Source organism: Polynucleobacter sp. MG-27-Goln-C1, assembly GCF_018881905.1.
Taxonomy (GTDB): domain Bacteria; phylum Pseudomonadota; class Gammaproteobacteria; order Burkholderiales; family Burkholderiaceae; genus Polynucleobacter.
In genome coordinates this window covers 642,572-668,213 of the sequence record NZ_JACVPM010000001.1, presented here as the reverse complement: position 1 = coordinate 668,213, position 25,642 = coordinate 642,572, and the positions used below count along the sequence as shown (strand labels likewise).

27 protein-coding genes are annotated in these 25,642 nt (G+C 45.2%); 19 read left to right on the top strand and 8 right to left on the bottom strand.

Going from position 1 to position 25,642, the window contains the following annotated elements; translation table 11 throughout:
- The gene (gene greA, locus ICN14_RS03460; protein WP_216224787.1) at window positions 1-477 is read left to right on the top strand and encodes a transcription elongation factor GreA; all 477 of its coding nucleotides are present in this window, start codon (window positions 1-3) and stop codon (window positions 475-477) included.
- A gap of 42 nt (window positions 478-519) precedes the next feature.
- Window positions 520-978 carry a DUF4149 domain-containing protein gene (locus ICN14_RS03455; protein WP_216224786.1) on the top strand — a complete coding sequence of 153 codons (459 nt, stop codon included), beginning with the start codon at window positions 520-522 and terminating at the stop codon, window positions 976-978.
- Window positions 979-1,058: 80 nt separating this feature from the next.
- Here ICN14_RS03455 and ICN14_RS03450 read toward each other — a convergent pair whose 3' ends face one another.
- Window positions 1,059-1,685 (bottom strand): YhbY family RNA-binding protein, encoded by a 627-nt coding sequence (locus ICN14_RS03450; protein ID WP_216224784.1) that lies wholly within the window; start codon window positions 1,683-1,685, stop codon window positions 1,059-1,061.
- Window positions 1,686-1,823: 138 nt separating this feature from the next.
- Here ICN14_RS03450 and ICN14_RS03445 point away from each other — a divergent pair, with 138 nt between their 5' ends.
- The 11 genes from ICN14_RS03445 (at window position 1,824) to phoR (ending at window position 13,522) form a co-directional block, all read left to right on the top strand.
- Entirely contained in the window at window positions 1,824-2,498 is a 675-nt protein-coding gene (locus tag ICN14_RS03445) for an RlmE family RNA methyltransferase (RefSeq protein ID WP_216224781.1), read from the top strand.
- Window positions 2,499-2,625: 127 nt separating this feature from the next.
- A complete protein-coding gene (gene ftsH, locus ICN14_RS03440) occupies window positions 2,626-4,503 on the top strand; it encodes an ATP-dependent zinc metalloprotease FtsH (RefSeq protein WP_216181820.1) in 1,878 nt (625 codons plus the stop codon).
- A 25-nt stretch (window positions 4,504-4,528) separates the two neighbouring features.
- Window positions 4,529-5,398 carry a dihydropteroate synthase gene (folP, locus tag ICN14_RS03435; RefSeq protein WP_216225034.1) on the top strand — a complete coding sequence of 290 codons (870 nt, stop codon included), beginning with the start codon at window positions 4,529-4,531 and terminating at the stop codon, window positions 5,396-5,398.
- 40 nt (window positions 5,399-5,438) lie between these two features.
- Window positions 5,439-6,782 (top strand): phosphoglucosamine mutase, encoded by a 1,344-nt coding sequence (gene glmM / locus ICN14_RS03430; protein WP_216224780.1) that lies wholly within the window; start codon window positions 5,439-5,441, stop codon window positions 6,780-6,782.
- Window positions 6,783-6,897: 115 nt separating this feature from the next.
- Window positions 6,898-7,920 (top strand): phosphate ABC transporter substrate-binding protein PstS, encoded by a 1,023-nt coding sequence (gene pstS / locus ICN14_RS03425; RefSeq protein WP_216224779.1) that lies wholly within the window; start codon window positions 6,898-6,900, stop codon window positions 7,918-7,920.
- Between the two features lie 84 nt (window positions 7,921-8,004).
- Window positions 8,005-8,994: a phosphate ABC transporter permease subunit PstC gene (pstC, locus tag ICN14_RS03420; RefSeq protein WP_216224778.1), complete on the top strand. Its 990-nt coding sequence runs from the start codon at window positions 8,005-8,007 to the stop codon at window positions 8,992-8,994.
- Window positions 8,991-9,857 (top strand): phosphate ABC transporter permease PstA, encoded by an 867-nt coding sequence (pstA, locus tag ICN14_RS03415; RefSeq protein WP_216225032.1) that lies wholly within the window; start codon window positions 8,991-8,993, stop codon window positions 9,855-9,857. The genes pstC and pstA overlap by 4 nt, the downstream gene beginning before the upstream one ends.
- A gap of 62 nt (window positions 9,858-9,919) precedes the next feature.
- Window positions 9,920-10,705, top strand: coding sequence for a phosphate ABC transporter ATP-binding protein PstB (gene pstB, locus ICN14_RS03410; protein ID WP_216225030.1), 786 nt, complete (start codon window positions 9,920-9,922; stop codon window positions 10,703-10,705).
- Between the two features lie 12 nt (window positions 10,706-10,717).
- Entirely contained in the window at window positions 10,718-11,425 is a 708-nt protein-coding gene (phoU, locus tag ICN14_RS03405) for a phosphate signaling complex protein PhoU (RefSeq protein ID WP_216224777.1), read from the top strand.
- Window positions 11,426-11,448: 23 nt separating this feature from the next.
- Complete coding sequence (phoB, locus tag ICN14_RS03400; protein WP_216224776.1) at window positions 11,449-12,162, top strand: phosphate regulon transcriptional regulator PhoB; 714 nt, start codon at window positions 11,449-11,451, stop codon at window positions 12,160-12,162.
- Between the two features lie 61 nt (window positions 12,163-12,223).
- Window positions 12,224-13,522, top strand: coding sequence for a phosphate regulon sensor histidine kinase PhoR (phoR, locus tag ICN14_RS03395; protein ID WP_216224775.1), 1,299 nt, complete (start codon window positions 12,224-12,226; stop codon window positions 13,520-13,522).
- 15 nt (window positions 13,523-13,537) lie between these two features.
- Here phoR and ICN14_RS03390 read toward each other — a convergent pair whose 3' ends face one another.
- The 5 genes from ICN14_RS03390 to ICN14_RS03370 form a co-directional block, all read right to left on the bottom strand.
- Window positions 13,538-13,762, bottom strand: a complete 225-nt coding sequence (locus tag ICN14_RS03390) for a hypothetical protein (RefSeq protein ID WP_216224774.1) — start codon at window positions 13,760-13,762, stop codon at window positions 13,538-13,540.
- A gap of 87 nt (window positions 13,763-13,849) precedes the next feature.
- Window positions 13,850-14,326, bottom strand: a complete 477-nt coding sequence (locus ICN14_RS03385) for an MgtC/SapB family protein (RefSeq protein ID WP_216224772.1) — start codon at window positions 14,324-14,326, stop codon at window positions 13,850-13,852.
- 53 nt (window positions 14,327-14,379) lie between these two features.
- Window positions 14,380-15,390 carry a CorA family divalent cation transporter gene (locus ICN14_RS03380; RefSeq protein ID WP_370624802.1) on the bottom strand — a complete coding sequence of 337 codons (1,011 nt, stop codon included), beginning with the start codon at window positions 15,388-15,390 and terminating at the stop codon, window positions 14,380-14,382.
- A gap of 297 nt (window positions 15,391-15,687) precedes the next feature.
- The gene (locus ICN14_RS03375; RefSeq protein ID WP_216224771.1) at window positions 15,688-16,671 is read right to left on the bottom strand and encodes a hypothetical protein; all 984 of its coding nucleotides are present in this window, start codon (window positions 16,669-16,671) and stop codon (window positions 15,688-15,690) included.
- A complete protein-coding gene (locus tag ICN14_RS03370; protein ID WP_216224770.1) occupies window positions 16,671-17,507 on the bottom strand; it encodes a hypothetical protein in 837 nt (278 codons plus the stop codon). Before ICN14_RS03370 ends, ICN14_RS03375 begins: the two co-directional genes overlap by 1 nt.
- A gap of 186 nt (window positions 17,508-17,693) precedes the next feature.
- On the opposite strand from ICN14_RS03370, the gene ICN14_RS03365 reads away from it, so the two are divergent.
- Genes ICN14_RS03365 through ICN14_RS03355 form a run of 3 tightly spaced genes read left to right on the top strand, consistent with a single transcriptional unit; the run spans window position 17,694 to window position 19,925 of the window.
- The gene (locus ICN14_RS03365) at window positions 17,694-17,864 is read left to right on the top strand and encodes a hypothetical protein (protein WP_216224769.1); all 171 of its coding nucleotides are present in this window, start codon (window positions 17,694-17,696) and stop codon (window positions 17,862-17,864) included.
- 12 nt (window positions 17,865-17,876) lie between these two features.
- Complete coding sequence (locus tag ICN14_RS03360; RefSeq protein ID WP_216224768.1) at window positions 17,877-18,383, top strand: arsenate reductase ArsC; 507 nt, start codon at window positions 17,877-17,879, stop codon at window positions 18,381-18,383.
- Between the two features lie 60 nt (window positions 18,384-18,443).
- Complete coding sequence (locus tag ICN14_RS03355; RefSeq protein ID WP_216224767.1) at window positions 18,444-19,925, top strand: DUF2252 domain-containing protein; 1,482 nt, start codon at window positions 18,444-18,446, stop codon at window positions 19,923-19,925.
- A 26-nt stretch (window positions 19,926-19,951) separates the two neighbouring features.
- Here the strand turns inward: ICN14_RS03355 and ICN14_RS03350 are convergent, their stop codons facing one another.
- Window positions 19,952-21,901, bottom strand: a complete 1,950-nt coding sequence (locus ICN14_RS03350) for a PhoX family phosphatase (protein WP_370624810.1) — start codon at window positions 21,899-21,901, stop codon at window positions 19,952-19,954.
- A 115-nt stretch (window positions 21,902-22,016) separates the two neighbouring features.
- Between ICN14_RS03350 and ICN14_RS03345 the strand changes: the two genes are divergently transcribed.
- The 3 genes from ICN14_RS03345 to ppx all read left to right on the top strand — a co-directional run bounded on the left by ICN14_RS03345 (window position 22,017) and on the right by ppx (window position 24,680).
- Window positions 22,017-22,733, top strand: a complete 717-nt coding sequence (locus ICN14_RS03345; protein WP_216224765.1) for an MgtC/SapB family protein — start codon at window positions 22,017-22,019, stop codon at window positions 22,731-22,733.
- A gap of 62 nt (window positions 22,734-22,795) precedes the next feature.
- Window positions 22,796-23,008, top strand: a complete 213-nt coding sequence (locus ICN14_RS10410; RefSeq protein WP_370624809.1) for a GDCCVxC domain-containing (seleno)protein — start codon at window positions 22,796-22,798, stop codon at window positions 23,006-23,008.
- A 109-nt stretch (window positions 23,009-23,117) separates the two neighbouring features.
- The gene (gene ppx / locus ICN14_RS03340) at window positions 23,118-24,680 is read left to right on the top strand and encodes an exopolyphosphatase (protein ID WP_255535939.1); all 1,563 of its coding nucleotides are present in this window, start codon (window positions 23,118-23,120) and stop codon (window positions 24,678-24,680) included.
- Between the two features lie 3 nt (window positions 24,681-24,683).
- Here ppx and ICN14_RS03335 read toward each other — a convergent pair whose 3' ends face one another.
- The gene (locus ICN14_RS03335; protein WP_255535938.1) at window positions 24,684-25,622 is read right to left on the bottom strand and encodes a GNAT family N-acetyltransferase; all 939 of its coding nucleotides are present in this window, start codon (window positions 25,620-25,622) and stop codon (window positions 24,684-24,686) included.
- Window positions 25,623-25,642 lie beyond the last annotated feature (20 nt).

The following is a 25,642-nucleotide window of genomic DNA, read 5'->3' as shown; positions in this document are numbered from 1 at the left end:
ATGAACACAATCCCTATTACTAAGCGTGGCGCAGAGCTCCTCAAAGAAGAGTTGCATCGCTTAAAGCATGTAGAGCGTCCATCAGTGATTAATGCAATCTCTGAGGCGCGTGCGCAGGGCGATCTTTCTGAGAACGCTGAGTACGATGCTGCTAAAGAGAAGCAGGGCTTTATTGAAGGTCGTATTCAGGAGCTTGAAGGCAAGCTGTCTGCAGCGCAAATCATTGATCCAGCAACGTTAGACGTTAATGGCCGCATCGTATTCGGTGCGACTGTGGATCTTGAAGATTTAGAAGATGGCACTAAGCTCACATATCAGATCGTTGGTGACGACGAAGCCGATATTGAATTTAATAAGATCTCCATTAGCTCCCCAATAGCCCGTGCTTTAATCAGCAAAGAAGAGGGTGATGTCGTGGCTGTCCAGGCTCCTGGTGGTAATCGCGAAGTAGAAATTCTCGCGGTTCGTTACATCTAATAAACCCAAATTAATATGCAGACTCTAGAGGCTCCAAATCATATGGGGGCTCAAAGACTCTTTATTTTGATTGCGGGTTTATGGGTGGGCAGTCTCCTTGCTGTGGGCTACTTAGTTGCTCCAGCTATCTTCAGCACGATGACTGATCGTCAAGCTGCCGGCATGGTGGCTGGCAGTATTTTCAAGTTAGAGGCTTACCTCAGCTTAATTGTATGTATCGGATTGATGGTGTTGGCCAATCTTTTGGTTAATCGCGGCCTCAATCAATTCAGACTCATTCGTTGGCTCTTATTAGCAATGCTCCTGTGCTCGATTGCAGCCGCCTTTATCTTCATCCCTTGGATGAATACCCTCAGAGATAATGCTTTAGCTCAAGGCATGCCAGTCATGCTTTCTCCATCAGCCACTTTGTTTGGCAGGCTACACGGAGTCTCCAGCATTCTGTTTATGTTGCAGAGTCTTTTGGGTATCAGCTTAGTTTGGCGACTAACTAAGAGGTAAGGTCAGTGGTAATAAAAATAAGTAAGCAATAAAAAACGCCGACTAGCGGCGTTTTTTAAAACTCTTTGATGCTCTCTGCATCAAGAACCTAAGGATTTCTTCTTCGTGCTGCTCATACGTACTTTGCGTTTCTTAATTGGCGCAGGTGCTGCAACAGCTTTGCGGTAGCCAGGAGATGACCAACCAATCTTTGACTCGGCAGCATCAGCGCGTAAAACGCGTTTCTTCGGAGTGGCGCTCTTTGCAGCTGCAACTCTTTCAAAAGGTGACTTGCTAGCTGCAGAACGTCTATCCGATCTCTCGGAGGTACTAGTGCGTACACCAGCTTTTGCGACAACCCGATTCGGTTGACGCTTAGTGCGAGGCGCTTGCAATGATTTCTTGGTTTGCTTGCTAGATCTTCCTAAATTGGAGAGGGCCGCATCAACAATATCAATTGGCTTCCAAAGTACGAGTAACTTTCCGATGTGCTGAACCGGAGCTGCGCCAAGTTTGTCGCAAAGCTCCTCATAGATCGCAACGCGTGCATCGCGATCATCACCAAAGACACGTACTTTAATCAGGCCGTGATGAGAAATAGCTAACTTAGCCTCTTTTATGACCGCAGGGGTCAGGCCATCGCCACCAATCATGACGACTGGGCTCAGTCCATGAGCGTCAGCTTTGAGGGATTTGCGTTGTGTAGGGGTAATAGTAAGTGCAGTCATGGGCTCGATGATAGAGCATTAGGGCTTGTAAAACAGGGCTTTCGGCCTCATATAGGCTTATATCAAGATGTTTTACGTCGATTCCTTTTGCCTTGTAGGGCATAAACAAGGAAAATGGACGCCGAAAGTGGGTAAGTTGTGGCAAAGAATAAATTTAATAAAAGTTGGTTGCAGGATCATCTGAATGATCCGTACGTGAAGATGGCTCAAAAAGAGGGCTATCGCGCACGAGCTGTCTATAAGCTGAGCGAAATAGATGAGCAAGACCGACTGATCAAAGCAGGCATGACTATTGTGGATCTTGGGAGCGCTCCTGGGAGCTGGTCTCAGTACGCTCGTAATCGCCTGACTGAGCTTGGTAAAAACAATCCCAATATTGAATCTGGCAAGCCCGATGGGATCATCATTGCGATCGATATTCTGCCGATGGAGGATATTGCGGACGTTTCCTTTATTCAGGGAGACTCCCGTGAGGATGAAGGTCTAAAGGCCTTAGAGGCGCTTTTGCCAGCCAATGCAGACGGAAAAGTCGATCTCGTGATGTCGGATATGGCTCCTAATCTATCTGGGGTTGGGGTAGCAGACGCTGCTCGTATGGCCTTCTTGGCGGAAATTGCCCTGGATTTCTCGGTGCAGCACCTCAAGCCTGAGGGCGCCTTATTGATTAAGTGTTTCAACGGTAGCGGCTATAGCCAAATCGTGGAATCCTTTAAAAAGGTCTTTAAAACAGTAGCCTCCAGAAAGCCAAAAGCGTCTAGAGCGAAGTCTTCTGAAATCTTTTTACTTGGTCGAGACCTCAAACCACCTAAATAACCCCCTAAAAGAAGGGGTTTATTAAATAAATCAGCTCTCAGCCCTTGAAAAAGGCTGGTAGTAGAATCAAATACTTAGGTATAGCAATCCGCTTTAACTCCCGGATTAATCCGGCAAAGGTCTCCTTTTGAATAGCAATATGTTGCAAAAAATCGGTGTGTGGCTCATTGTGGGTCTAGTGCTGTTTACTGTTTTTAAACAGTTTGACAAGCCTAAAGATCAGAATCAGGTCACGTATTCTCAATTCATGGACGATGCCAAAGCTGGCAAAGTTAAACGAGTTGATGTGCAAGGTCGCACACTGCAAGTCACTCCAAACGACGGCAACAAATATTCCATCATCTCCCCAGGAGATATTTGGATGGTTGGCGATCTCATGAAATACGGCGTCCAGGTGACTGGCAAAGCAGATGACGAGCCCAATATGTTGGTTTCTGCTTTGTACTACCTCGGACCGACTTTATTGATTATTGGTTTCTGGTTCTTCATGATGCGTCAGATGCAAGGCGGCGGTAAGGGCGGAGCATTCTCTTTCGGCAAATCCAAAGCGCGTTTGATTGATGAGAACAGCAACACTGTCACTTTTGCTGATGTTGCTGGTTGCGATGAAGCTAAAGAAGAAGTCTTTGAGATTGTCGACTTCCTGAAGGATCCGCAAAAGTTTCAAAAGCTTGGTGGCCGCATTCCGCATGGCGTATTACTAGTAGGCCCTCCGGGAACTGGTAAGACCTTGCTGGCTCGTGCGATTGCGGGCGAAGCGAAAGTTCCATTCTTCTCCATCTCTGGTTCAGACTTCGTGGAGATGTTTGTTGGTGTTGGTGCATCACGCGTGCGCGACATGTTTGAGAACGCCAAGAAAAATTCTCCTTGCATCATCTTTATTGATGAGATCGATGCGGTTGGTCGCCATCGTGGTGCTGGTATGGGCGGCGGTAATGATGAGCGTGAGCAGACCTTGAATCAAATGCTCGTAGAGATGGATGGTTTTGAAAGCAATAGCGGTGTAATCGTTGTTGCAGCAACCAACCGTTCTGATGTATTGGATCGCGCCTTATTGCGTCCTGGTCGTTTTGACCGTCAGGTACACGTTGGCTTGCCAGACATTCGTGGTCGTGAGCAAATTCTTCAAGTGCATATGCGCAAAGTTCCAATTGATCCAGATGTGGACGCGGCTGTATTGGCACGCGGCACTCCTGGTTTCTCAGGTGCGGATTTAGCGAACTTGGTAAATGAGTCAGCATTGTTTGCAGCACGTCGTAATAAGCGTGCGGTAGATATGAAAGACTTTGAAGATGCTAAAGACAAGATCTATATGGGCCCAGAGCGCAAGTCTGCAGTGATGCGTGAAGAAGAGCGTCGTAATACGGCGTATCACGAGTCTGGTCACGCAGTGGTTGCGAAGGTATTGCCTAAAGCGGATCCAGTGCACAAGGTCACCATCATGCCGCGTGGTATGGCACTTGGTGTTACTTGGCAGCTTCCTGAGTTTGATCGTGTGAACTTGTACAAAGATCGCATGATGGAAGAGTTGGCCATTTTGTTTGGCGGTCGCGCTGCTGAAGAAGTGTTCTTGCATTCCATGAGTACAGGCGCATCCAATGACTTTGAACGTGCTACCAAAATGGCGCGCGATATGGTGACGCGTTACGGCATGAGCGATAGCTTGGGTACGATGGTCTACGTCGATACCGAATCTGAAAGCATGTTCGGTCGCACTAGCTCTAAGACAGTTTCTGAGCTGACCCAACAAAAGGTGGATGCTGAGATTCGTGCATTGGTCGATAGTCAATACGCATTGGCAAGATCTATCCTTGAGCAAAACCGTGACAAGGTTGAAGCGATGGTTGCTGCTTTGCTTGAATGGGAAACCATCGATGCTGAGCAGATCACCGACATCATGGAAGGTCGTCCACCACGTGCTCCTAAGCCACCACCAGCAACCCAGTTTGGTAATTCTGCTGGTACACCAGGTCCTGCTGCGGGCGCTGCTCCGGCGACTGCTTAATTAGCTTCAAGCTAATAGCAAGGTGATGAAGCAAACACTGCCCGCAACATGGCGTTGCGGGCGTTTTCTTTTTGACTTTAGTAAACGTCAACGTCCATTAGTCATGGGCATTCTGAATGCCACACCAGATTCATTTTCGGATGGTGGCAAGTTCAGAACCCCAAGTGATGCTATTGCTCAAGCAGAGCGCATGATTGCTGATGGTGCAGACATGATTGATATCGGTGGCGAATCTACTCGCCCCGGTGCTGAACCAGTCTCTCTACAAGAAGAATTAGATCGCGTCCTGCCAGTCATAGAGGCTCTGAAAGATTGTGGCCTAGCCTTATCTATTGATACCTATAAAGCCGAGACTATGCGTCAGGCACTCAATGCTGGAGTGGATTGCGTTAATGACATCTGGGCATTACGACAAGAGGGCGCAGTAGAGGCTGTCATCGAGAGCGATAAAAGCAATTCAGATAAACAGTGCGGCATTGTTTTAATGCATATGCAGCGTGACCCGCAAACCATGCAATTTGATCCTGACTATCAAGATGTCATCTTAGAGGTAAAAGCGTTTCTACAGGAGCGCGCTACCTTGCTTGAGGATAAAGGCGTTGCTAAAAATAGAGTCGCCATTGATCCTGGATTTGGATTTGGAAAAAGTCTTGAGCACAACCTCAAGATGCTGGCCGATTTTGATCAATTCTCGCAGCTGGGCTATCCCGTATTGGCAGGGATCTCTCGTAAATCGATGTTGGGTAAGTTAACGGGTCGTGATACCAATGATCGCGTAGCACCCAGTGTTGCCGCCGCTATTTTGGCTGCTGATCGGGGTGCTCGAATCATCCGCGTCCATGACGTCCAGGAGACGGTTGACTCCTTAAAGCTCTGGGAAGCGGTCAAGAGCTAACTTGGTTGGCTAGATACACACAAGTTTTATAATCAAGCCCATGAAAAAACAATACTTTGGTACTGATGGCATTCGCGGTGAAGTAGGGCAATTTCCGATTGTTCCGGAGTTCATCACTCGCCTCGGCTATGCTGCCGGCAAAGTACTGAGTAGCCAGGCAAAGCCTGGTGAGCGTTGCAAGATTTTGATTGGTAAAGATACGCGTGTTTCCGGTTATTTATTGGAAGCTGCTTTAGAGGCTGGCTTTGCAGCTGCCGGTGTTGATGTGATGTTGTGTGGCCCAATGCCGACTCCTGGTGTTGCTTACCTTACTAAAGCATTGCGCCTATCTGCAGGAGTAGTGATTTCAGCATCACACAATGCCTATCAAGATAACGGCATTAAATTCTTCTCCGCTGAAGGTGGAAAGTTAAGTGATGAGTTTGAGTTGGCGATTGAGGCTGAGCTAGCAAAACCGATGGGTTGCGTTAGTTCAAAAGAGTTGGGTAAGGCATTTCGTTTAGATGATGCCGCTGGTCGTTATATTGAGTTTTGTAAATCTACCTTTCCCGGTGAGCTCAATCTCAAAGGAATGAAGTTAGTTGTGGATTGCGCGCATGGCGCTGCGTACCATACCGCACCCCATGTTTTCCATGAGCTTGGCGCAGAAGTCATCTCCATTGGTGTTCAACCCGATGGCCGCAATATCAATGATGGCTTTGGTGCAACATCACCTGAAGCATTAATTGCTAAAGTTAAAGAAACCAAAGCGGATCTGGGTATTGCCTTGGATGGTGACGCCGATCGTTTGCAAATGGTCGATGCTTCGGGTCGATTGTTCAATGGCGACGAACTTTTATACGTACTCGCAAAAGACCGCATCGAACGTGGTCAAGCAATGGGTGGGGTGGTTGGCACTTTGATGACCAACCTCGCGGTAGAAAACGCTATCAAAGGTTTGGGTATCGGATTTGAGCGCGCTAATGTAGGCGATCGCTATGTCTTGGAATTGCTCAAACAAAAAGGCTGGATTATTGGCGGCGAAGGTTCGGGTCACCTGCTGTGCTTAGATCAGCATTCAACCGGTGATGGCACCATTGCTGCATTGCAAGTCCTTGCCGCCATGAGTCAGGCCAAGAAGAGCCTGGTTCAATTGCTAGATTCCGTAAAAATCTTCCCCCAAGTGCTCCTGAATATCAAATTCAAGGCAGGTTATGACTGGAAGGCAGATGGCGCCCTCAAATCCAAGATAAGCCAGGTCGAAAGTGACCTCAAGGGCGCTGGCAGGGTACTTATCCGCGCATCAGGTACAGAGCCCGTCCTGCGGGTCATGGTCGAGGCCCAAGACGGCAACGTAGCTATGAGCTCTGCTAAGAGTATTGCTGATTTAGTGCCAACTATCTAAAGCATTGATTTTATTGGATTTATTTCTTTTGTGACACTTGTCATAAAAGAGTCATACTCAAAACGTATCGTTCAGTTATCGCAATGTTGCGTTATTTATCTGAGGAACGATCCATATGAACTCATTCTTGAAAAAAGCGCTTGTTATCAGCGCGATTTCATTTGCACCAGTTGCATTCGCAGCCGATATGACCGGTGCTGGCGCAACATTCCCATACCCAATCTACGCCAAATGGGCTGAAGCTTTCAAAGCAAAAACTGGTTCAAATATGAACTATCAATCTATTGGCTCTTCTGGTGGTATCAAGCAAATTAAAGCGAAGACTGTTGATTTCGGTGCAACCGACAATCCAGTGAAGTTCGAAGATTTAGAAAAAGACGGTTTAGTTCAGTTTCCAGCAATTATTGGTGGTGTTGTTCCAGTAATTAACGTTGAAGGTGTAAAGCCTTACGAGCTCAAGTTATCCCCAGATACTTTGTCTGACATATTCCAAGGCGTTATCGTCAACTGGAATGACAAGCGTATCGTGTTGAATAACCCAGGTATGAAGATGCCTGACTTGCCAATTACTGTAGTGCATCGTGCAGATGGCTCTGGAACTACGGCAATTTTTACAAACTACTTAGCCAAGGTTAGCCAGAACTGGAAAGACGCAGTTGGTGAGGGTGCTGCAGTTAAATGGCCAGCAGCTTCATCTGTAGGCGGTAAAGGCAATGAAGGCGTTGCAGCAAACGTTTCACGTGTTAAAGGTGCAATTGGTTATGTAGAGTATGCATATGCCAAGAAAAATAAAATGACTAGCGTTTCTTTGAAGAATAAAGATGGTCAATTTGTTCAGCCTGATGACCTTACTTTTGCAGCAGCAGCAGCTGGTACAGACTGGTCTAAGATTCCTGGTATGGGTACATTCATTACCAATGCTTCTGGTGCTAAATCATGGCCAATCACTGGCGCATCTTTTATCTTGATTTACAAGAATCCAGAGAACAAAGCAAATGCTGCTGAAGTGATTAAGTTCTTTGACTTTGCATTCAAGGACGGTAAGAAGATGGCTGAAGAGTTGGACTATGTACCGATGCCTGATGTAACAACAGATTTCATTCGCAAGAATGTATTTTCAAAGGTTGTAACTAAGTAAATTTTAGGGATTGATTCTGATCAATCGCTACTAAAAACAGCTCCACTATGTGGGGCTGTTTCAATATCTAAATAAGTCTAATTTATGATTGAAACGACCCAGTCTCACTCAGCACCGACGCCGCAGGCGCTTCGAATTGCTAAGCTGCAGCGTATTCAAGATTTTCTATTTCACGGTATCACGCAATTTTTTGCTTTATCCGTGCTAATCGCCTTGCTTGGCATCATGGTGTCCTTGGTAAGTAATGCCTGGCCTGCTTTGAGTACCTTTGGCATTGGATTTTTCTTTACCCAAGAGTGGGATATTGTTAATGGCGAGTTTGGTGGCTTGATTGCCATCTACGGTACCTTAGTAACTTCTTTGATTGCCTTATTGATAGCTGTGCCACTCAGTTTTGGTATTGCCGTATTCCTTACTGAGCTTTGTCCTGGCCCTCTGCGCAGACCATTGGGTACTGCGGTAGAGCTCCTGGCAGCGGTTCCATCCATCATTTACGGTATGTTTGGCCTCTTTATTTTTGCCCCATTGTTTGCCGAATATATTCAGCCAGCCTTAGCTGCAACACTGGGTCAGATTCCTGGCTTGGGGATCTTATTTTCAGGTGCATTCAATGGTATTGGCATCCTCTGTGCCGGTTTGATTCTGGCGATGATGATTCTGCCATTCATAGCCTCCGTAATGCGTGATGTATTTGAAATTGTTCCGCCGGTTTTAAAAGAGTCTGCATATGGTATCGGCTGCACAACTTGGGAAGTGGTGAAGAATGTTGTTCTTCCGTACACCAAGGCAGGCGTCATTGGAGGCGTAATGCTTGGCTTGGGTAGGGCGCTCGGTGAAACGATGGCCGTGACCTTTGTGATTGGTAACGCACATCGTTTATCACCATCTTTATTTGCTCCAGGAACCTCAATTGCGTCAACGCTCGCAAATGAGTTTGGCGAAGCTGAGGCAGGTAATCACTTGTCTTCTTTGTTTGCATTAGGTTTGGCACTTTTCATAATCACCTTTGTTGTGCTGGCATTCGCTAAATGGATGCTCAACAACATGGAGAAGAAGCAGGGCTTAAAAACATGAACAGCACTACCAATATTGATCCAGCAGTTTTTGCGAGACGTAAGCGAGCCAATAAGATTGGCTTAGCTTTATCCATGTTTGCCATGGGTTTGGGTATGGTATTTCTGCTTTGGATTCTGAGTGTTTTGATTTTTAAAGGCTTTTCTGCCCTGGACATCACCCTGTTTACCCAAAGTACCCCGGCTCCTGGATCTGATGGCGGCGGCTTGGCTAACGCGATTGTTGGAAGTTTGATGTTGGTGGGCTGTTGTACTCTGATCAGCACACCGATTGGTGTTCTGGCTGGTCTATACCTCTCTGAGTATGGTGATCGCAGCCGTATCGCTGCTATTACCCGTTTTGTTACTGACATCATGCTTTCCGCGCCGTCGATTGTGATTGGCCTGTTTGTATACGCCTTCGTAGTTGCTCAAGTACGTCACTTCTCAGGATGGGCCGGCACGATCGCTTTGGCTTTGATTGCGATTCCGGTGGTTGTGCGTACGACTGAGAATATGTTGCGCTTGGTGCCTGGTAGCTTGCGAGAGGCTGCTTATGCTTTGGGTACGCCAAAGTGGAAAGTGGCTTTCATGATCACGCTAAGAGCTGCTCAAAGTGGTGTGATGACGGGAATTTTGTTAGCCCTGGCTCGTGTGAGTGGTGAAACAGCGCCTTTGTTGTTCACTGCACTTAATAACCAATTCTTCTCTACCAATATGAACGCCCCAATGGCGAACTTACCGGTTGTGATCTTCCAGTTTGCAATGAGTCCATACGATAACTGGGTTGAGCTTGCCTGGGGTGGGGCCTTATTGATTACTTTTGCTGTATTGGGCTTAAACATCCTGGCTCGAGTAGTTTTCCGCGAGAAAGTCCAAGGATGATGAGCAATATGAAAACAATGTTTGACTTAAATCAGATCGATAGTCAAGGAGTGAGAACAAATATGAATGCAAATCAAGAGACGCAACATGAGGTGAAGAATGCGCTTGAAGTGCGTAACCTCAATTTCTTTTACGGATCCTTTCAGGGTCTGAAAGATATCAATTTGGATATTGAGGAGGGTAAAGTTACCGCCTTCATCGGACCATCTGGCTGTGGCAAATCTACTTTGCTCAGAACCCTTAACCGCATGTATGACCTATATCCAGGTCAACGCGCAGAAGGGGAGATTAACTTCTATGGCCAAAATATCCTAGAGCCTGGGCAGGATCTGAATTTACTCCGCTCACGCATCGGTATGGTTTTTCAAAAACCAACACCGTTTCCAATGTCTATTTATGAGAATATTGCCTTTGGCGTTCGTCTCTATGAAAGACTTTCTCGCTCCGAAATGGATGAGCGCGTTGAGTGGGCTTTGAATAAAGCCGCTTTATGGACTGAAGCTAAGGATAAGCTCAACCAAAGCGGCTTATCCCTCTCTGGTGGTCAGCAACAGCGTCTTTGTATTGCACGTGGTGTTGCAGTAAAACCATCTGTCATCCTGCTCGATGAGCCAACTTCAGCTTTAGACCCAATCTCTACAGGCAAGATCGAAGAGTTGATCAATGAACTAAAGCATGAATACACGATTGCCATCGTTACCCACAATATGCAGCAGGCAGCTCGCGTCTCCGATTACACTGCATATATGTACCTTGGCAGTCTGATTGAGTACGGTAAGACAGATGAAATCTTTATCAAGCCTAAGCGTAAAGAAACAGAAGATTACATTACCGGTCGTTTCGGTTAATTGGAGATACAAATGCCAGATAAACACCTTTCATCACAATTTGATGCAGATTTAAATTCCCTTTCCAGTCGTTTGTTAGAAATGGGCGGCCTTGTTGAATCACAGATTTCAACAGCGATGCGCGCATTTACGCAAATGGATATTGAAACTTGCAATGTAGTTATTGCAAATGAGAAGATGGTTAACGATCTAGAGATTCAGATCGACTTGGCTTGTACAGAATTAATTGCACGCCGCCAACCGACAGCGCGAGATCTGCGCTTGGTAATGGCAGTTTCTAAAGCGATTACCAATCTTGAACGTGCGGGTGATGAAGCAGAGCGTGTTGCCAAGAGAACGAAGCGTTTGATTGAGTCTGGTGCAACCCACAATATTAACGTTGCTGAAATTCGTTTATCGGGTCAAATGGCGATTTCATTATTGCGTCGTAGCTTGGATGCCTTTGCTCGATTGGATACGATTGCTGCTGCAGATGTGGTGCAGGAAGATCGCCAAATTGATGAAGAGTTCAGAGGTTTTGTGCGCAAGCTAATTTCCTACATGATGGAAGATCCACATACTATTTCGACTGGCTTGGATATGTTGACAATCGCTAAAGCGATTGAGCGTATTGGCGATCATGCGAAAAATATTGCTGAGTTTGTAATCTATATTGCCAAAGGTTCTGATGTGCGTCATATTCCGCATGAGGATTTAGTGCGCGAGGCAAATAAAGAATAATCAGCATCCCTACGGAACTCATGATGACTCACCGCATATTGATTGTTGAAGATGAGCCCTCTATCGCAGAACTGATTGCGATTAATTTAACTCATGCTGGATATGATGTTGTAAAGGCAATGCAAACTGATATTGCCTTAAACATGATGCGAGATGAACTGCCTAGTCTTCTAATTTTAGACTGGATGTTGCCAGGAAAATCAGGTGTTCAGTTTGCTCGCGAACTCAGGGCCAATGATCGCACTCGCTCATTACCAATCTTAATGCTCACGGCTAAAAGCGAGGAGTCTGACAAGGTTTTAGGCTTGGACTCGGGCGCTGATGATTACGTTACTAAGCCATTTTCACCAAAAGAGTTGGTCGCTCGCGTCAAAGCGCTGTTGCGCCGCCAAACTCCAGTTGAAGATACTGGACCACTATCCGTTGGTCCATTAAGACTCGACCCTCTCTCGCATCGTGTGACAGCTATATGGCCGAACATGGATCCACAAACTGTCTCATTAGGGCCAACAGAGTATCGGCTACTTCAATTCTTGATGGCCAACCCTGAAAGAGTGCATTCAAGAGCAAATTTACTCGATAAGGTGTGGGGCAACGAGGTCTATATTGAAGAACGTACGGTTGATGTTCATATTAAAAGGTTGAGGGCTGCTTTGGCCCCATCGGATTGCGATCGTTATATTGAGACGGTGCGTGGAAGTGGTTACCGTATTACTAAAATACCCACTCAAACCTAGGTAGATAGCTGCTCCCATCGGGTTTTTTATTCCGATTGTCGGGATGCTCTAATATTGTCGTATGTTATCCGTTATCACTCGTTTTGCTCTGCTCATTTTCTTGGCATTTATTGCTGCTTCATTAGCATTAGCCAATCTAGGCCCTTTTTCAGCTATTGCGGCCGCAATTTGTGTGCTGGCAATCCCTCTCATTTATTCGTATGTAAATTTAGCTCGTTTACGAAAATATACCGTTGCCGATGCCGTTGAAACTATGCCTTTGCCTAGCGGTTACTGGGAAGAGATTTTTTTTCGTCTGCAGCGTTTAGTTCGCAATCTTAAGCAGCAAATCCTATCAATTGAAAAGCAGCACGATCGTTTTATTGAGGCCTTTCAGGCATCGCCAAATGGTATTGTGATGCTAGATGATCAAGATCAGATTGAATGGTGCAATGCGATTGCCGAACATTTTTTCGGATTGAACTTTAAACGTGATGCGCTGCAGAGAATCAACTTTCTCATTCGTCGTCCAGAATTTGTTCAATATCTTTATAAGCGTCAATTCGAGGAGCCATTGCTGCTTGAGCGCATGGGGCGGGGCGCAAACCTCAGTCTCATGTTGCAAGCTTTCCCGTTTGGCGATAAGCGACATCTCTTGCTTGTCCAGGACGTCACCGATTTGCAAAAAGCGGATGCCATGCGACGGGATTTCGTGGCCAATGTATCTCATGAAATGAGGACCCCAATAACTGTATTGATGGGGTTTTTAGAAACAATGCAATCACTCGATTTGGACAAGGCACAACAAAGTCAATATTTTGAAATGATGATGTCTCAGGCTCAGCGTATGAAGAGTTTGGTTGAGGACTTATTGACTCTCGCAAACCTGGAGTCCAATACTTTGCCGGCTCCGATGCAGGTAGTAAATATTCCAACCCTAATGGCTTTGCTCAAGAATGATGCTGAGGCGCTTTCTCAGGGGCATCATGCCTTTAATTTTGAGGTTTCCAGTCCCTGTAATTTGATGGGCGAAGAGCGAGAGATTCTCTCGGCATTCGGTAACCTCGTTTCCAATGCGATCCGCTATTCTCCAGACATTGGTTCAATTACTGCCAATTGGCACTTGAATGAGATTGGAGAGGGCGAGTTTTCGGTTACTGATACCGGCCCCGGAATCGCTTCAGAGCACCTCTCGCGATTGACTGAGCGTTTCTATAGGGTAGATAGAAGTAGATCTAGGGATACTGGGGGAACTGGGCTTGGATTGGCAATCGTCAAACATATTGCTAATCGCCATCAAGCCCAATTGATTATTGAGAGCACTCCCGGCAAGGGGAGTACTTTTACCTTACGCTTCCCTAAGGAGCGTGTTGTTGCTTAAGAATGCTGAGCTGACTTAATCCTTTTTATCCTTCTTGTCTTTCTTATCCTTCTTGTCTTTTTTCTTTTTGGATTCTTTCGGGAGCTTATCTAGCTTACCGTTTGCATAGAGACACCAGACCTTGATTTCCTCAAGAAGTTCATTTAAATCTTCATAAGACAGGTTTTTAAAGTCTTGTAAGCCAATGGCGCCGGACTCTTGAAGCTGTTTTACAGCATCTTCATATTTGTAATCGCTCATGGGTTTTCCAGGTAAAAGTAATCAGAACGATCAAATGCTAGCAAAGTAATATGACAAAACTGATTTTTTCGCCTTTAAATGCGGTTTTTAGTCTGAATCTGGGGAAATTTCTGATTCGCGCTTGACCCCAGTGAGTCTGCTCAATAGCTGCTCTAGTGGACCCCCTATGATGAGGGTAATAATGATTGCAGTCAGCGCTAAACCACCTAGAATGAGCTCACCAGCCCCGAATGCCGCAGCAATTAGGGCGCAAGACCAGATGCTCGCTGAAGTGGTCAGACCATGAACTCGATTTGAACTGCGCTCCCTAATAATCACGCCTGCGCCCAAAAATCCTAAACCAGTGATCAGACCCTGCAATACGTGACTTAGGGCTTGAACATCAGTTGAGCCAAGGTGTCCTATCGAGAGTACGGCCGTAGCCGAGCCAATCGCTACGAGCGAGTGGGTTCGAATGCCTGCAGATTTGTGGTGCAACCAACGATTTAAGCCCAAAATTATTCCGGCCAATAGTGCCAGAAGAAGGCGAATAACCATCTCACCATACAAGTTCCAATATTCCATATACCCTTTTATACATTTGAAGTTTTACTAGGACTTCTATAAAAAACGAGGTGTTAAATAATTTTTCTAACTTTAAGCGCAATATATACGGCAGCACCAGCACTAGCCATCAAGGTCATCACAATGTAGAAGGACTCCTTGAGTCCCGGAAGGTCTTCCATATTCATACCCATAATGCCGGTTAGCAGGGTCATAGGCAAGAAGATCACAGTCATCACAGACAAAACCTGCAAATTGCGCGCATTAAATTCAGCAACGTGTGCCGACTGTTCATCTTGAAGCACCTTAGCGCGGTCATATAAGTTGGAGATTTCCTGAACCAAATAGGAGAGTAGGTCTAAGTCATCATTCAATCGATACTTATCCTCATCAGAAAACCAGTAAGGCAGACGCTTTTGCAGGCGATGCAGGGCGATGAGTTCAGGTGAGAACTGGCGACGTAGGCGACTGCATTGAATGCGTATTCGACCTAAGTATTCATGCTCAGGCAATTCCTTGCCCTTAAGTAAGATCTCCTCTAAATCATCCATGGTTTCGGATAGGCGCATCAGAAGAGTTCTTAAATACTCTGCGCGTAAATCAATTAGCTCGTGAAATAGTTCAATGGCTGAACACGGGTTTAATTGCCCATTTTTTAAATCTGAGCGTAATTTATCCGTTGTTCTTAGCGGATTATTTCTAAGGGATATCATCAGTCGAGGCGTGAGAATTGCCCATAAAGTGCCCAGACTTGAATCGCCATCCTTTTCTCCAAACTCTTGATGAAAATCATTCATCACCATGAGTAAGCAGTCATCTAGATTTTCAATTCTCTCTAGTCGGCTTCGGGTTACCCCTTCATCAATCATTTCTACAACGCGCTCCGGCACTAAGTTGGTATTTTTAAGCCAACGCTGAACTTGGGAGTTGGATAGATTGAGGTGAAGCCAGATTGATATGTCTGGATTGTTTAGTGCCTCGGCAATCTCAAACAGGGGAATTTCATGATTTTTGCCTGAGCTAGTCATGGCCCAAGCAAAGACGACGCCATTAATTGGGAAGGGGAGATTTAGATTTTGGTTCACGGTAGGAGATTGCTTTGATTGTGATATGGCATTCGAACTAAAGATTGTAAGGATGTCATGATTTAAATAGCCTTTGACATACTACTGACTCATTGTGTATCTATGATGAATTTTCTTATGAGGGCATATTCCTCTTAAGAGTCTCTCCATAACCATGAATGGATCTGCTGATATGAAAAAATTAATCATTAAAGCCTTGTTGATGTGGCGCGAAGCAAGGGTGGCCTATGCAAACCGTTACCTCAACCATCGCCTTGGGAGTTAATACTCCATAGCTACATTCCAAGCCCTTGCTATTTATTTTTCATCACCAATGACATTCAAGGGAATTAAAAGTGGGCGAAAGCTGTAAGGGCTGGATTCTTGTGGGTTCACTTGCACTTCGACCGCTTGTACTTGGTCTGCGCCCATCACCTCGAGTCTGTATACATTTTCTAGTGGCTTATTATTCCTGTTGAGTAGGGGTTGATCTATTTTTAGTTGGTGACTATCGCCATGTATCAAGAGCATGGGGATCGGTAGGCTCTCAGATCGATCTCGTAAGGTGGATACGGTCTCGCGATAGCCGCTATTGGCACCATTAGCCGTTTCAACGGAGTAAAAGATATCAGCTTGGAATGCAAAAATGATTCCTATGTATTTTTTTGCTGCTGCTAGATCAAAGGCGTGATTTATCCATGCTAAGTTCGCTTGGTTGCGCAATGCGTACTCTTTATTGGATTCTTCATCTCGCCCAAGATTGTTGTTGGAGCCCGGGATATGGACGTTTACAAATAAGAAGCCGCCCCTAGTCCACAGGGAATTTTCTACATATTTACTAAAACTTGGCATTACATCTGCCTGACGCTGCAGCTTTAATTTCACTGTTCCAAAGCTATTGGCAGAATAAAATTGAGTCGCGCGGATATAGTCTAAGCGCTCCAGAGGGTTATATCCTCCTGCCAAAATGCGATGGCAGTCAGTCCATTCGTTATCGCCAATACTGTAAATCAAAGGGGATTTAAACGAGTTGAAATAGCCTGTCATTTTCTGGGTATGCTCATTACTACAAGGAGTACTGCCAGATTTTGTATCCCCTACAAAAATTGAGAATGCGAGTTTTTTAGAATTAATGGTTTTGATGAGTCGCTCAAATCTACCAAAGTCTGCTGGTTGAGAGTAGGGCATATCACCCAGTGCGACAAACTTAAATACTTCCGCCTCGGCGCTCTGAAGAGGTAAAAACATCAAAACTGTAAATATCAAGATTAATGCGTTAGGTTTATGGTGTTTGGATGTCATTAGAATCTCCAGGTAAATCCAATTTCAGATCGTGAAGAGCTCGCCCCACTTTGGGAGAGGATTACTCCCACATTAGTTGCACTGCGCATATACGATAGCCCAATATCCAAATCATCTGTTGCCGAGAGGATGGCTGCTAATAGCGCGTAGCTTGTTAAATATTGCTCGTTACTAGGTGGATTGGTTGTAATGCCTACATCTATCGCCAATCTCACACCCTTCAAAACCGTCCAAACTGGTGCGACTGAAAAGAATAGGATGTTAGTTCGATTTGGGTCAGAGCTCATACCAATTTGATAATTGGTATTGTAGGGAGAGTTCATATAAGAAGCATTGATGTGCAATTCAACTTCATTCCAATACCGAGAGCCAATCAGATTAATGCCGTAGTTGGGGAGAGCAAGATCTAATCCATGCACCTGCTGCTGTTGCGATCCAGGCAATGTAAAACTAGGCTTTATCGCTAGTGCCCATTCCCCCTGATCTCCTTGAGCAAATCTCCATTTAAACGCAATAACCTTATTTGCTACTGGTGAATAATTGCCTTGCGGATTTGCAAAATAAGTGCCTCCTATGGAAGCCTCCAGATTATCCGTAATACCGCGGGTGTAGGTGAGTGGAAATGCTTTGGCGTTTTCACCGCCGAAATATTCCTCTCCTGGGGTAAGAATATCTATCGTATTATTTTTACCGCCACCATGCGATGCAGTTTTAAAAAAATATTGCTCTATTTGATTTCGATCTATAGCAACAGTTCCTGCATCATCTGTATTGAGAGGCTCAAACGCATAGCTAAGAATGGGGATCAAAAGGAGGGGTAGGACAACCAAGCGCATTGCTGGAGTGACTTATCTTAAGTAAAGCCCTCAAGCTATCGTGTCAATGTGACAGATTAGAGTAATTGAAGCTTAGCGAAAAAATCCTGTCACATTACTTTAATCAAACTGAAATATTAGCTCTCTAGTATTGGGATGAATCCACGCACACTGATTTGAAAGCGATTGAGCATGATGACTCTTGAAATGAAAAGCAATTTATCCCGCATTCTTCATCAACCTGAGTCCATAGTCAATTTAGCTCAGAGTGATCCAAATCAGCAATTACTTGCATCCGAATTATTTCAATTACGAACTGCTGCAAACACCTTTGTTGTAGATAGCAAATTCGCATTGAAGCTAGATGAAATTATTTAAAAATAAATCGTGATGAGTGATTCCCACAATATTTTATTTCTGTGTACTGGAAATTCTGCCAGATCAATTCTTGCTGAGGCTCTTGCTACCACTCTAAGTCATGGTCGATTTGTAGGTTTTTCTGCAGGAGCAAAGCCGGTTGGGAAGGTCCACCCAATAGCGATAGAGTTAATCAAATCGATGAGTTACCCATTGCAAGTTCTTAGGAGCAAGAGTTGGGATGAATTTGGGCGCCAGAGTGCACCAAAGATGGATTTTATTATCACCTTATGTGATTCCGCAGTCGGGGAGGATTGCCCATACTGGCCAGGCCATCCGTCAACAGCCCATTGGGGGTTTCCGGATCCAGCGGCAGTCGAAGGTGGTAATGAGGCAATGGTGCATGCGTTCAAGCAGGTAGAAATTGGTTTGCGCAATCGGATTGAATTACTCTTGGATCTGCCTATAGCTAAGTTGGATCGCTTGGAGCTGAGAGAGCGCCTACAAAGTATTCACCATAGAATTAAGTTTAGCCAGTAGCTATTTTGTGATTCTTCGGGGTGCTGTAATAATGTGTTCATCATTCACATTGGAGCAGGCATGTCGGCCACCAAAAAAAGCCCTAGAGCACAATCCAAGTCCACACCAAAATCTGTAAGCAAATTTTCTGTCCTTACGCCTGTTAAGACGCACAAAGGTAAGCAGTTGAGCATTCAGAGGCGTTTAAAAGATGGCAGGGCCTTACGCAAGATTATTAGCTTTGCCGATCAAGCCCTATATACCCCTCCAAAGCATCGGGTTGGTCCGATTGAAATTCTTCAGAAGCAGGCTGAGTCGCGGATTGCATCACTTATTCCCATTCGCTATGGGCGGATGTTGCAATCGCCATTTGCCTTTTATCGTGGTGGTGCCGCCATCATGGCGCAAGATTTGGCTAATCAACCGAGCACCAACATCATTGTTCAGCTTTGTGGGGATATGCATGTCTCTAACTTTGGTTTATTTGGAACGGCCGAGCATCGCTTAGTGTTTGGCATTAATGATTTTGATGAAACCCTTCCGGGTAGCTGGGAGTGGGACATAAAGCGCTTGGTAGCCAGCGCCGTCATCGCTTGTGAAACCTTGGGTGGTAGCCCAGCTATTTGCAAAAAATTAGTGCATCGAATCAGCTCTGAGTATCGAAAGCGTATGGCTCAGTATGCTCATATGCCCTATCTTGATCTTGCTCAGCAATTTATTGGAGAGAAAGATGTTCGTAAGCACTTTAATAGCGCCCATCAAAAAACTTTGGATGCCTATTTAAAAGAGACGAAAGGGCAAAATAATATTCAGATATTGGAAAAGCTCACAACAATAGTAGGCAAGAATCGCAAAATTATTAATAAGCCACCGCTCATTGAGCACTTTGATAAATCAATTGATGGTAAGCCGATGGTTGATCTGGTCGATAGGGCACTATTAAATTACAGTAGCACTTTATTGGCTGATCGTCAGGTCTTATTCCAGCACTATGCCTTGAAGGATTACGCTAGAAAGGTGGTGGGTGTGGGGAGTGTGGGTACGACTTGTATGGTGCTGTATTTTGAAGGTAACAGCCCAAGAGATCCGCTTTTTTTGCAATATAAGGAGGCTCAGGAGTCGGTATTAACTCCTTATCTTGGTAAATCTATTTATCCTAATATGGGTCGCCGCGTAGTGGCTGGACAGCGATTGTTGCAAGGCGCTCCTGATATTTTCTTAAATTCAGGATTTGTTATGGACGGCGCTAATCTTAATCAGCACTTTTATCTTCGTCAGCTAAGGGATATGAAGGGCGGTATTAATGTAGGTCCTGGCGGCGTTTCTCTCAAGAACTTTCCTGATTACGCCAAGCTATTTGGCTGGGCTCTTGCTTTGGGCCATGCCCGCTCAGGCGATGCTGCAATGATTTCTGGTTATTGTGGAGAAACGCAAGAATTTGATGATGCGATGTACAGTTTTGCTCAGTCCTATGCAAAGCAGAATCATGCTGACTATGAAGTGTTTTGTCAGGCAGTCAAGGCTGGAAAAATTCAAGTCAGCAGGAAGAAAACTCTGAAATAAATCCTGCTGGTATCGAGTTAGAGAGGTTAGGTGCTCTTGATGCCGGTAGGCTTGGCGGTGATGTAGCCTACCGCAGCACCAAATCGATTCTTGTAATTCTTTTGAATCAAGGGATTCAATATGGGCATAACCTTTGCATGTAATTTTCCTAGCCAATCCCCTGGATGTTGGAAGTTGGCGGTGATATAAGTCCAGCCATTGAGGTTATCAACCACACTTAAGCCGGTTGCTTCTGCGCCAGACGGCATGGAGGCAATTCTGCTGAGTTTCTTGGTATCTACGTTATAGGCCCAAATAAAATTATTTACATGGGTGCTGCTATCTTCCCCAATAAAGAGGGTCCTTAACTTTTCAGAAAACTTTAAGTTATCAGGATTGGAGATGGTATTGGGATCTGCTAAATTGCCGAGTTCATCTTGAGTAATATCTCGACCAACCATCAGCGCTGATAATTGACTTGGAACCCAAAGACTCTTGATTGGGCTTCCTGTTTGATCGTATTGCTTGCCTTCAAGCTTGCTAGTCATGATGGCGCCTGCGATCAAAGGCTTGTCGAGATCAATCATGCTCTGTGAATTCCAACCCTTCCCACTTTTGATCATGGAGTCTTGTATATTTTGCAGGGCAAAGTAAGTAACTTTATCTTTCAGATTGGCGCTAGTTCCCTCCATCTTGCTAAAGCCCATACTGCCGCCCATTAAATAGGCATAGCGATGAGTTTCTAAAAATGCCGCTGCCTTCTCCATTCCGGGTTTCAGCTTTACCCAATTTGCAACACCATCATAGTAAATTTTGGTGAATGTCTCGTCATTAGGGTCGGTCTTTAAAACAGTCATGATGTCTGATGGTTTTAAAGTCAGAGCTAGTTTCTTGATTTCATCGCTAGTGGCATGACCCAGCTTGATCCAAGATAATTTTGCACCTTCGTCTTTTGGATCTATGGAAAATCCTTGACCTAGTTTGGCTACATAAAGCGTTCCAGAAGACAGATCAGCTTCTTTATCCGCAATGAAAAGAAATAGACCGCTATTCGTAAAGTCATCACCCATTAAAACGGTTCTTCTGTCAGGCATTACTTCGACCAATTCATGTGAAATACGCCCGAGGCAATAATGCTTTACAAGGGTGCCCGTTCCATCGGGATTTACGGTTACTTCAGGCAGGTGGCCATAGTTGTATGGATTTGCACTAGTTTCATTGCCATAAAGATTTTTACTGAAGGCTTTAAAACGCGGATTCTCATGCGCAAAGGGTGCGTCTGGTTCATATTCTTCGCTGGATAGATGCGTATTCCATGGTGATAGGCTAGCACCACAGGTGATCCATAGGCCCTGGGCGCTGGAAGTATCTACAGGAGTGTATTTGACTAAGGTGAGTTTGCCGCTAGCCGGGTCTTGGTTGAGTGTTAAGACGGCAATTTGAGAGGGCAGCACACCATACATTTTTTCATTGCTCTGGTTGGTATTTGTATATTCAAATTGAACCACTGCAAATACCGTATTGCCCCGCACACCTTTAACATTCGCCTTTTCAAGCTTCAATAAAGACATTCCATCCGGACAATCAGAAAAGAATTGCCGTTCTTTGCCTAATACGGAGTTATCCATAATCGGCCTATTGTGGATATCAACATATCCTCCAGCCAATATTTTTCCGTTCTTACCATCTGGGACCATATCACCGGTGATGAAGAATGGTTCATAAGCCAGTTTGTATACTTTTTTGTTCCCGTCCTGCATCGTGATTTCGAGCATCGACCCTACTGAAGTAGTAGCCATTGCTTCTGGATTAGCTAGAGAAGGCGCCTCCATAGAAATAAATTCTGCAGACTTAAAGCCTGAGGCAGTTTCGGCAGCAATTAATGGGGAGCTACTGAAGAGCGCTGAAAGACCAGCAGACCCCATTGGCAGCATGGGAGTGGCAACAGCCATTTTGATGAATGAGCGACGCTTAAGTGCAGTAGGATTTGACATAATGGATATGTTTAGCTAATCAATCATTGTCTAGTCAGAATATGACAGTTTGATTATGGCTCCTGCTTGGGCATGCTTCTTAGTTTTAATCTTAGTTTGAATTGAGTATGATCGCTACATGGAGTCTTTAAACAATATCAATTTCATCTCTTTGGCAGATACTGCCATTAGCCTAAGCACGGCCTTTTTACTCGGTGGCTTGATAGGACTTGAGCGCCAGTATCGCCAAAGAACTGCGGGTTTGCGCACCAATATTTTGGTTGCAGTTGGCGCCGCTATTTTCGTAGATGCGGCCAATCGCTTGGTTGGGCATGAAGGCGCTGTTCATGTGATGGCCTACGTAGTTTCTGGTATTGGATTTTTGGGTGCTGGCGTCATCATGCGCGAAGAGGGCAATATTCGGGGCATCAATACTGCTGCGACACTCTGGGGATCGGCTGCCGTTGGTGTATGCGCGGGCGCCGATCTGATTCTGGAGGCCTTGCTCGCAACCTTGTTTGTTCTCGCAGCCAATACGCTATTGCGACCAGTGGTTAGCTTAATTAATCAGCAGCCACTAGATACGGACTCGGTTGAGGTTACCAATTCTGTATACATCATCACCCCAAAACACTCTCAAAAAATAGCTCTGAAGCAATTTATAGATATCCTTGAAACTGCTGGTTATCAAACTCAAGATGTCGAGGTGCATCAATTTGGAGTCGATGACGTAGAGATTCAGGCGGTGTTGACTGCTTCTGCGGTTGAGGGTGCAAAAATGGATGCCTTGATTGCAAGATTAGCCTCTATGGACTTTGTAAATCAGGCATTCTGGAGTCCTAGTACAACAGATTGATCCTTTGCATTCAATTTGGGGGTTGTCTTCATTTTGAAATATTTTCAGTGCAATATTCAGCTGTGAATACACTTGCTCAAAACCATCATTCCCAAATTACTTGCCCCAACTGTCAGGGTCATGAAATTCTAGAGATTCCTCGCGGAACTTCTCAACACCTATATCGTTGCCCATCCTGTAGCACTATTTTGAAGCCTAAGTCTGGTGACTGTTGTGTCTTCTGTAGTTTTGGGAGTGTAGATTGCTCTAGTTCTGAGCAAAATTTAGCCGCATAGCCTGATTTCAATAGGGAAGCTAGTAGACTAGCTGTTCTTTTCACGAATATGTCACGATAATTTCATAAAATAGACATATTCATTAAAGCCTAGCCCTATTGGAACCATCTTGGCATTACATAAAGACATCTCTGGAAAAAATGCATCAGACTTAGTCGCCGCAGTCGACTTAGGCTCAAATAGTTTTCGGATGCTGGTTGCCCAAGTTGTCCACACTCCATCCGGTACTCAGCTGCGTCCTATTGATACCTTACGGGAATCAGTCCGTCTTGCTGCGGGCTTAACTGATGACAAATTACTCGGTAATGACGCTTATCAGCGTGGAATTACTGCGATACGCCGTTTTGGTGAGCGCATTAGAGGCTTTGATCCCTCCAAGGTCCGTGCCGTAGCCACAAATACACTTCGGGTAGCAAAAAATGCTGCAAATTTTGTTCGTGATGCTGAAGAGGCTTTGGGTTTCCCGATTGAAATCATTGCGGGCGTTGAAGAGGCGCGTTTAATCTATATTGGGGCTGCACATGAGGTGCCCGCTGTACATGGTAACCGCCTAGTAGTGGATATCGGCGGAGGCTCGACCGAGCTCATTATTGGCAAGGGCTACGAACCCAAACTCATGGAGAGCCTTTACATTGGCTGTGTCTCCCATAGTCTGCGTTTCTTCCCTAAGGGAAATATAGATTCTCACGCCTTTAAAGAGGCCGAGCTAGCTGCACGTCGAGAGATTCAAGTAATCGCTGGGGCATATTTGAAGTCAGGTTGGAAGCAAGTTATAGGATCATCGGGTACTGCCCGTGCCTTAGCGGAGCTCATCGCTGAAAATAACTTTAATGGTCAGGCCGATGGTTTGACAATGGGGCGAGTGAATGGCTCTAGTGGTTTAATCACCCGCGATGGCCTGAGGGCCATGAAGAAGCACCTTCTAAAGTACGAGCACATCAGTCAGGTTGAGTTGAATGGTCTCAAGGACGATCGACGTTCTGTCTGGCCTGGTGGACTGGCGATCATGATTGCCATCTTTGATGAGCTTGGCATTGAGAGTATGGAAGTGACTGATGCCGCCTTGCGCATTGGCGTTCTATACGATTTGTTGGGCCGTTCTCAGCATGACGATATGCGTTTTGTGACGGTTGAGCAATTTATGCAGCGCTATGCCGTAGATCGAGAGCAGGCCAAACGAGTCGGCAATCTGGCTGCAGAATTTTTGGCTCAATTGCCTAAGCCAGATTCGGAGAGTAGAGCGGACAATATTGCTTTGCTCCAATGGGCTGCGAACTTACACGAAATTGGTTTATCGATTTCTCACAACGGTTATCACAAACATTCAGCCTATATTGCAGGCAATGCTGATATGCCAGGCTTCTCTAAAAATGATCAGGCGAGATTGGCTGCATTACTAATTGGTCATGCCGGAAAATTGGGCAAGCTGGCCAATAATCCAAACTTCTCTGATTGGCGCATGTTGTTCTGTTTACGTCTAGCCCAAGTGCTTTGCCGCGGTCGTAGTGACGGCAATTTTCCTAAGATGAAAGTATCTGAGCATGATGGTTCCTACCTTGTCAGTCTTTCAAAAGAATGGGCTAAAGAACACCCCTTAACTGAATTTAGCTTACAAAAGGAAGCGGCCGAATGGGAGCGTATCGGCCGGCCTTACACCATCAGCTTGAAGTAATTCCTAAAGCCCTAAGAAGTGTTTAGCGTAGCGTGGATTGATTTCAGATAGGCGGAGCATAGTGAGAACATCCGCAGTATTAAAGTCTGGATCCCAGGCCGGAGCGCTACAAATCTTTGCCCCCAATTTCAGGTAACCCTTAATCAATGGAGGTGGCTCCACCTGTAAGCCGCCATTAAGGCGATCGAGGGGTAGTGGTAGGCGTGGGAAAGCATGATTCTCTACTGGCGCCATTTGTTCGTTGCTGAGAGAGTTATAGAGGCTAGCTGCAAAGTGACCACCATCGGCCATCGGAATGCTTGCGCAGCCGAGCATAATTTCATAGTTATGCTTTTGCATGTATTGGGCAAGACCGCTCCATAGTGCCATGATGACTGCTCCAGAACGATAGTCTGCGTGGACACAGGATCTGCCTAATTCAACCATCTTTGGACGCAAATGATTTAAGCGTGACAAGTCAAATTCAGAATCAGAATATAAGCGACCAATTTCCATAGCTTTGTGTGGAGGTAGCACTCGGTATGTACCTACTACCTTAAGCGATTCTTGATCACGAATGAGTAAGTGATCGCAATAGGCATCAAAATCATCAATATCTAAGTTTTCTGCATTCTTAGGAAGATTTGCGCCCATTTCTTCTGCAAAGACTTTATAGCGTAGGCGTTGAGCTTCTTTAATTTCGCTCGCATTGCTAGCCCACGTAATTTGAAATGCGGGACGTTTTACTTTAGTTAAAGCCTTTTGGGGAGCGACCAATTCTTGAGTTGTTAATTCAGCCCGTGCTTTAGTGGCAAATTTCTTGCCAAAGAGTTTCTTCGCTATTTTTTTGGAGAACAGTTTTTTAATGGCATCTGCTTTGTTTTTCTTATTCTTTTTTGGTCTGTCTTCAAAGCGTGAGTTGAAGATATCAAATGCAGCTAATGGGTTTGGAATATCCGACATATTTATCCTTAAGTATCTGA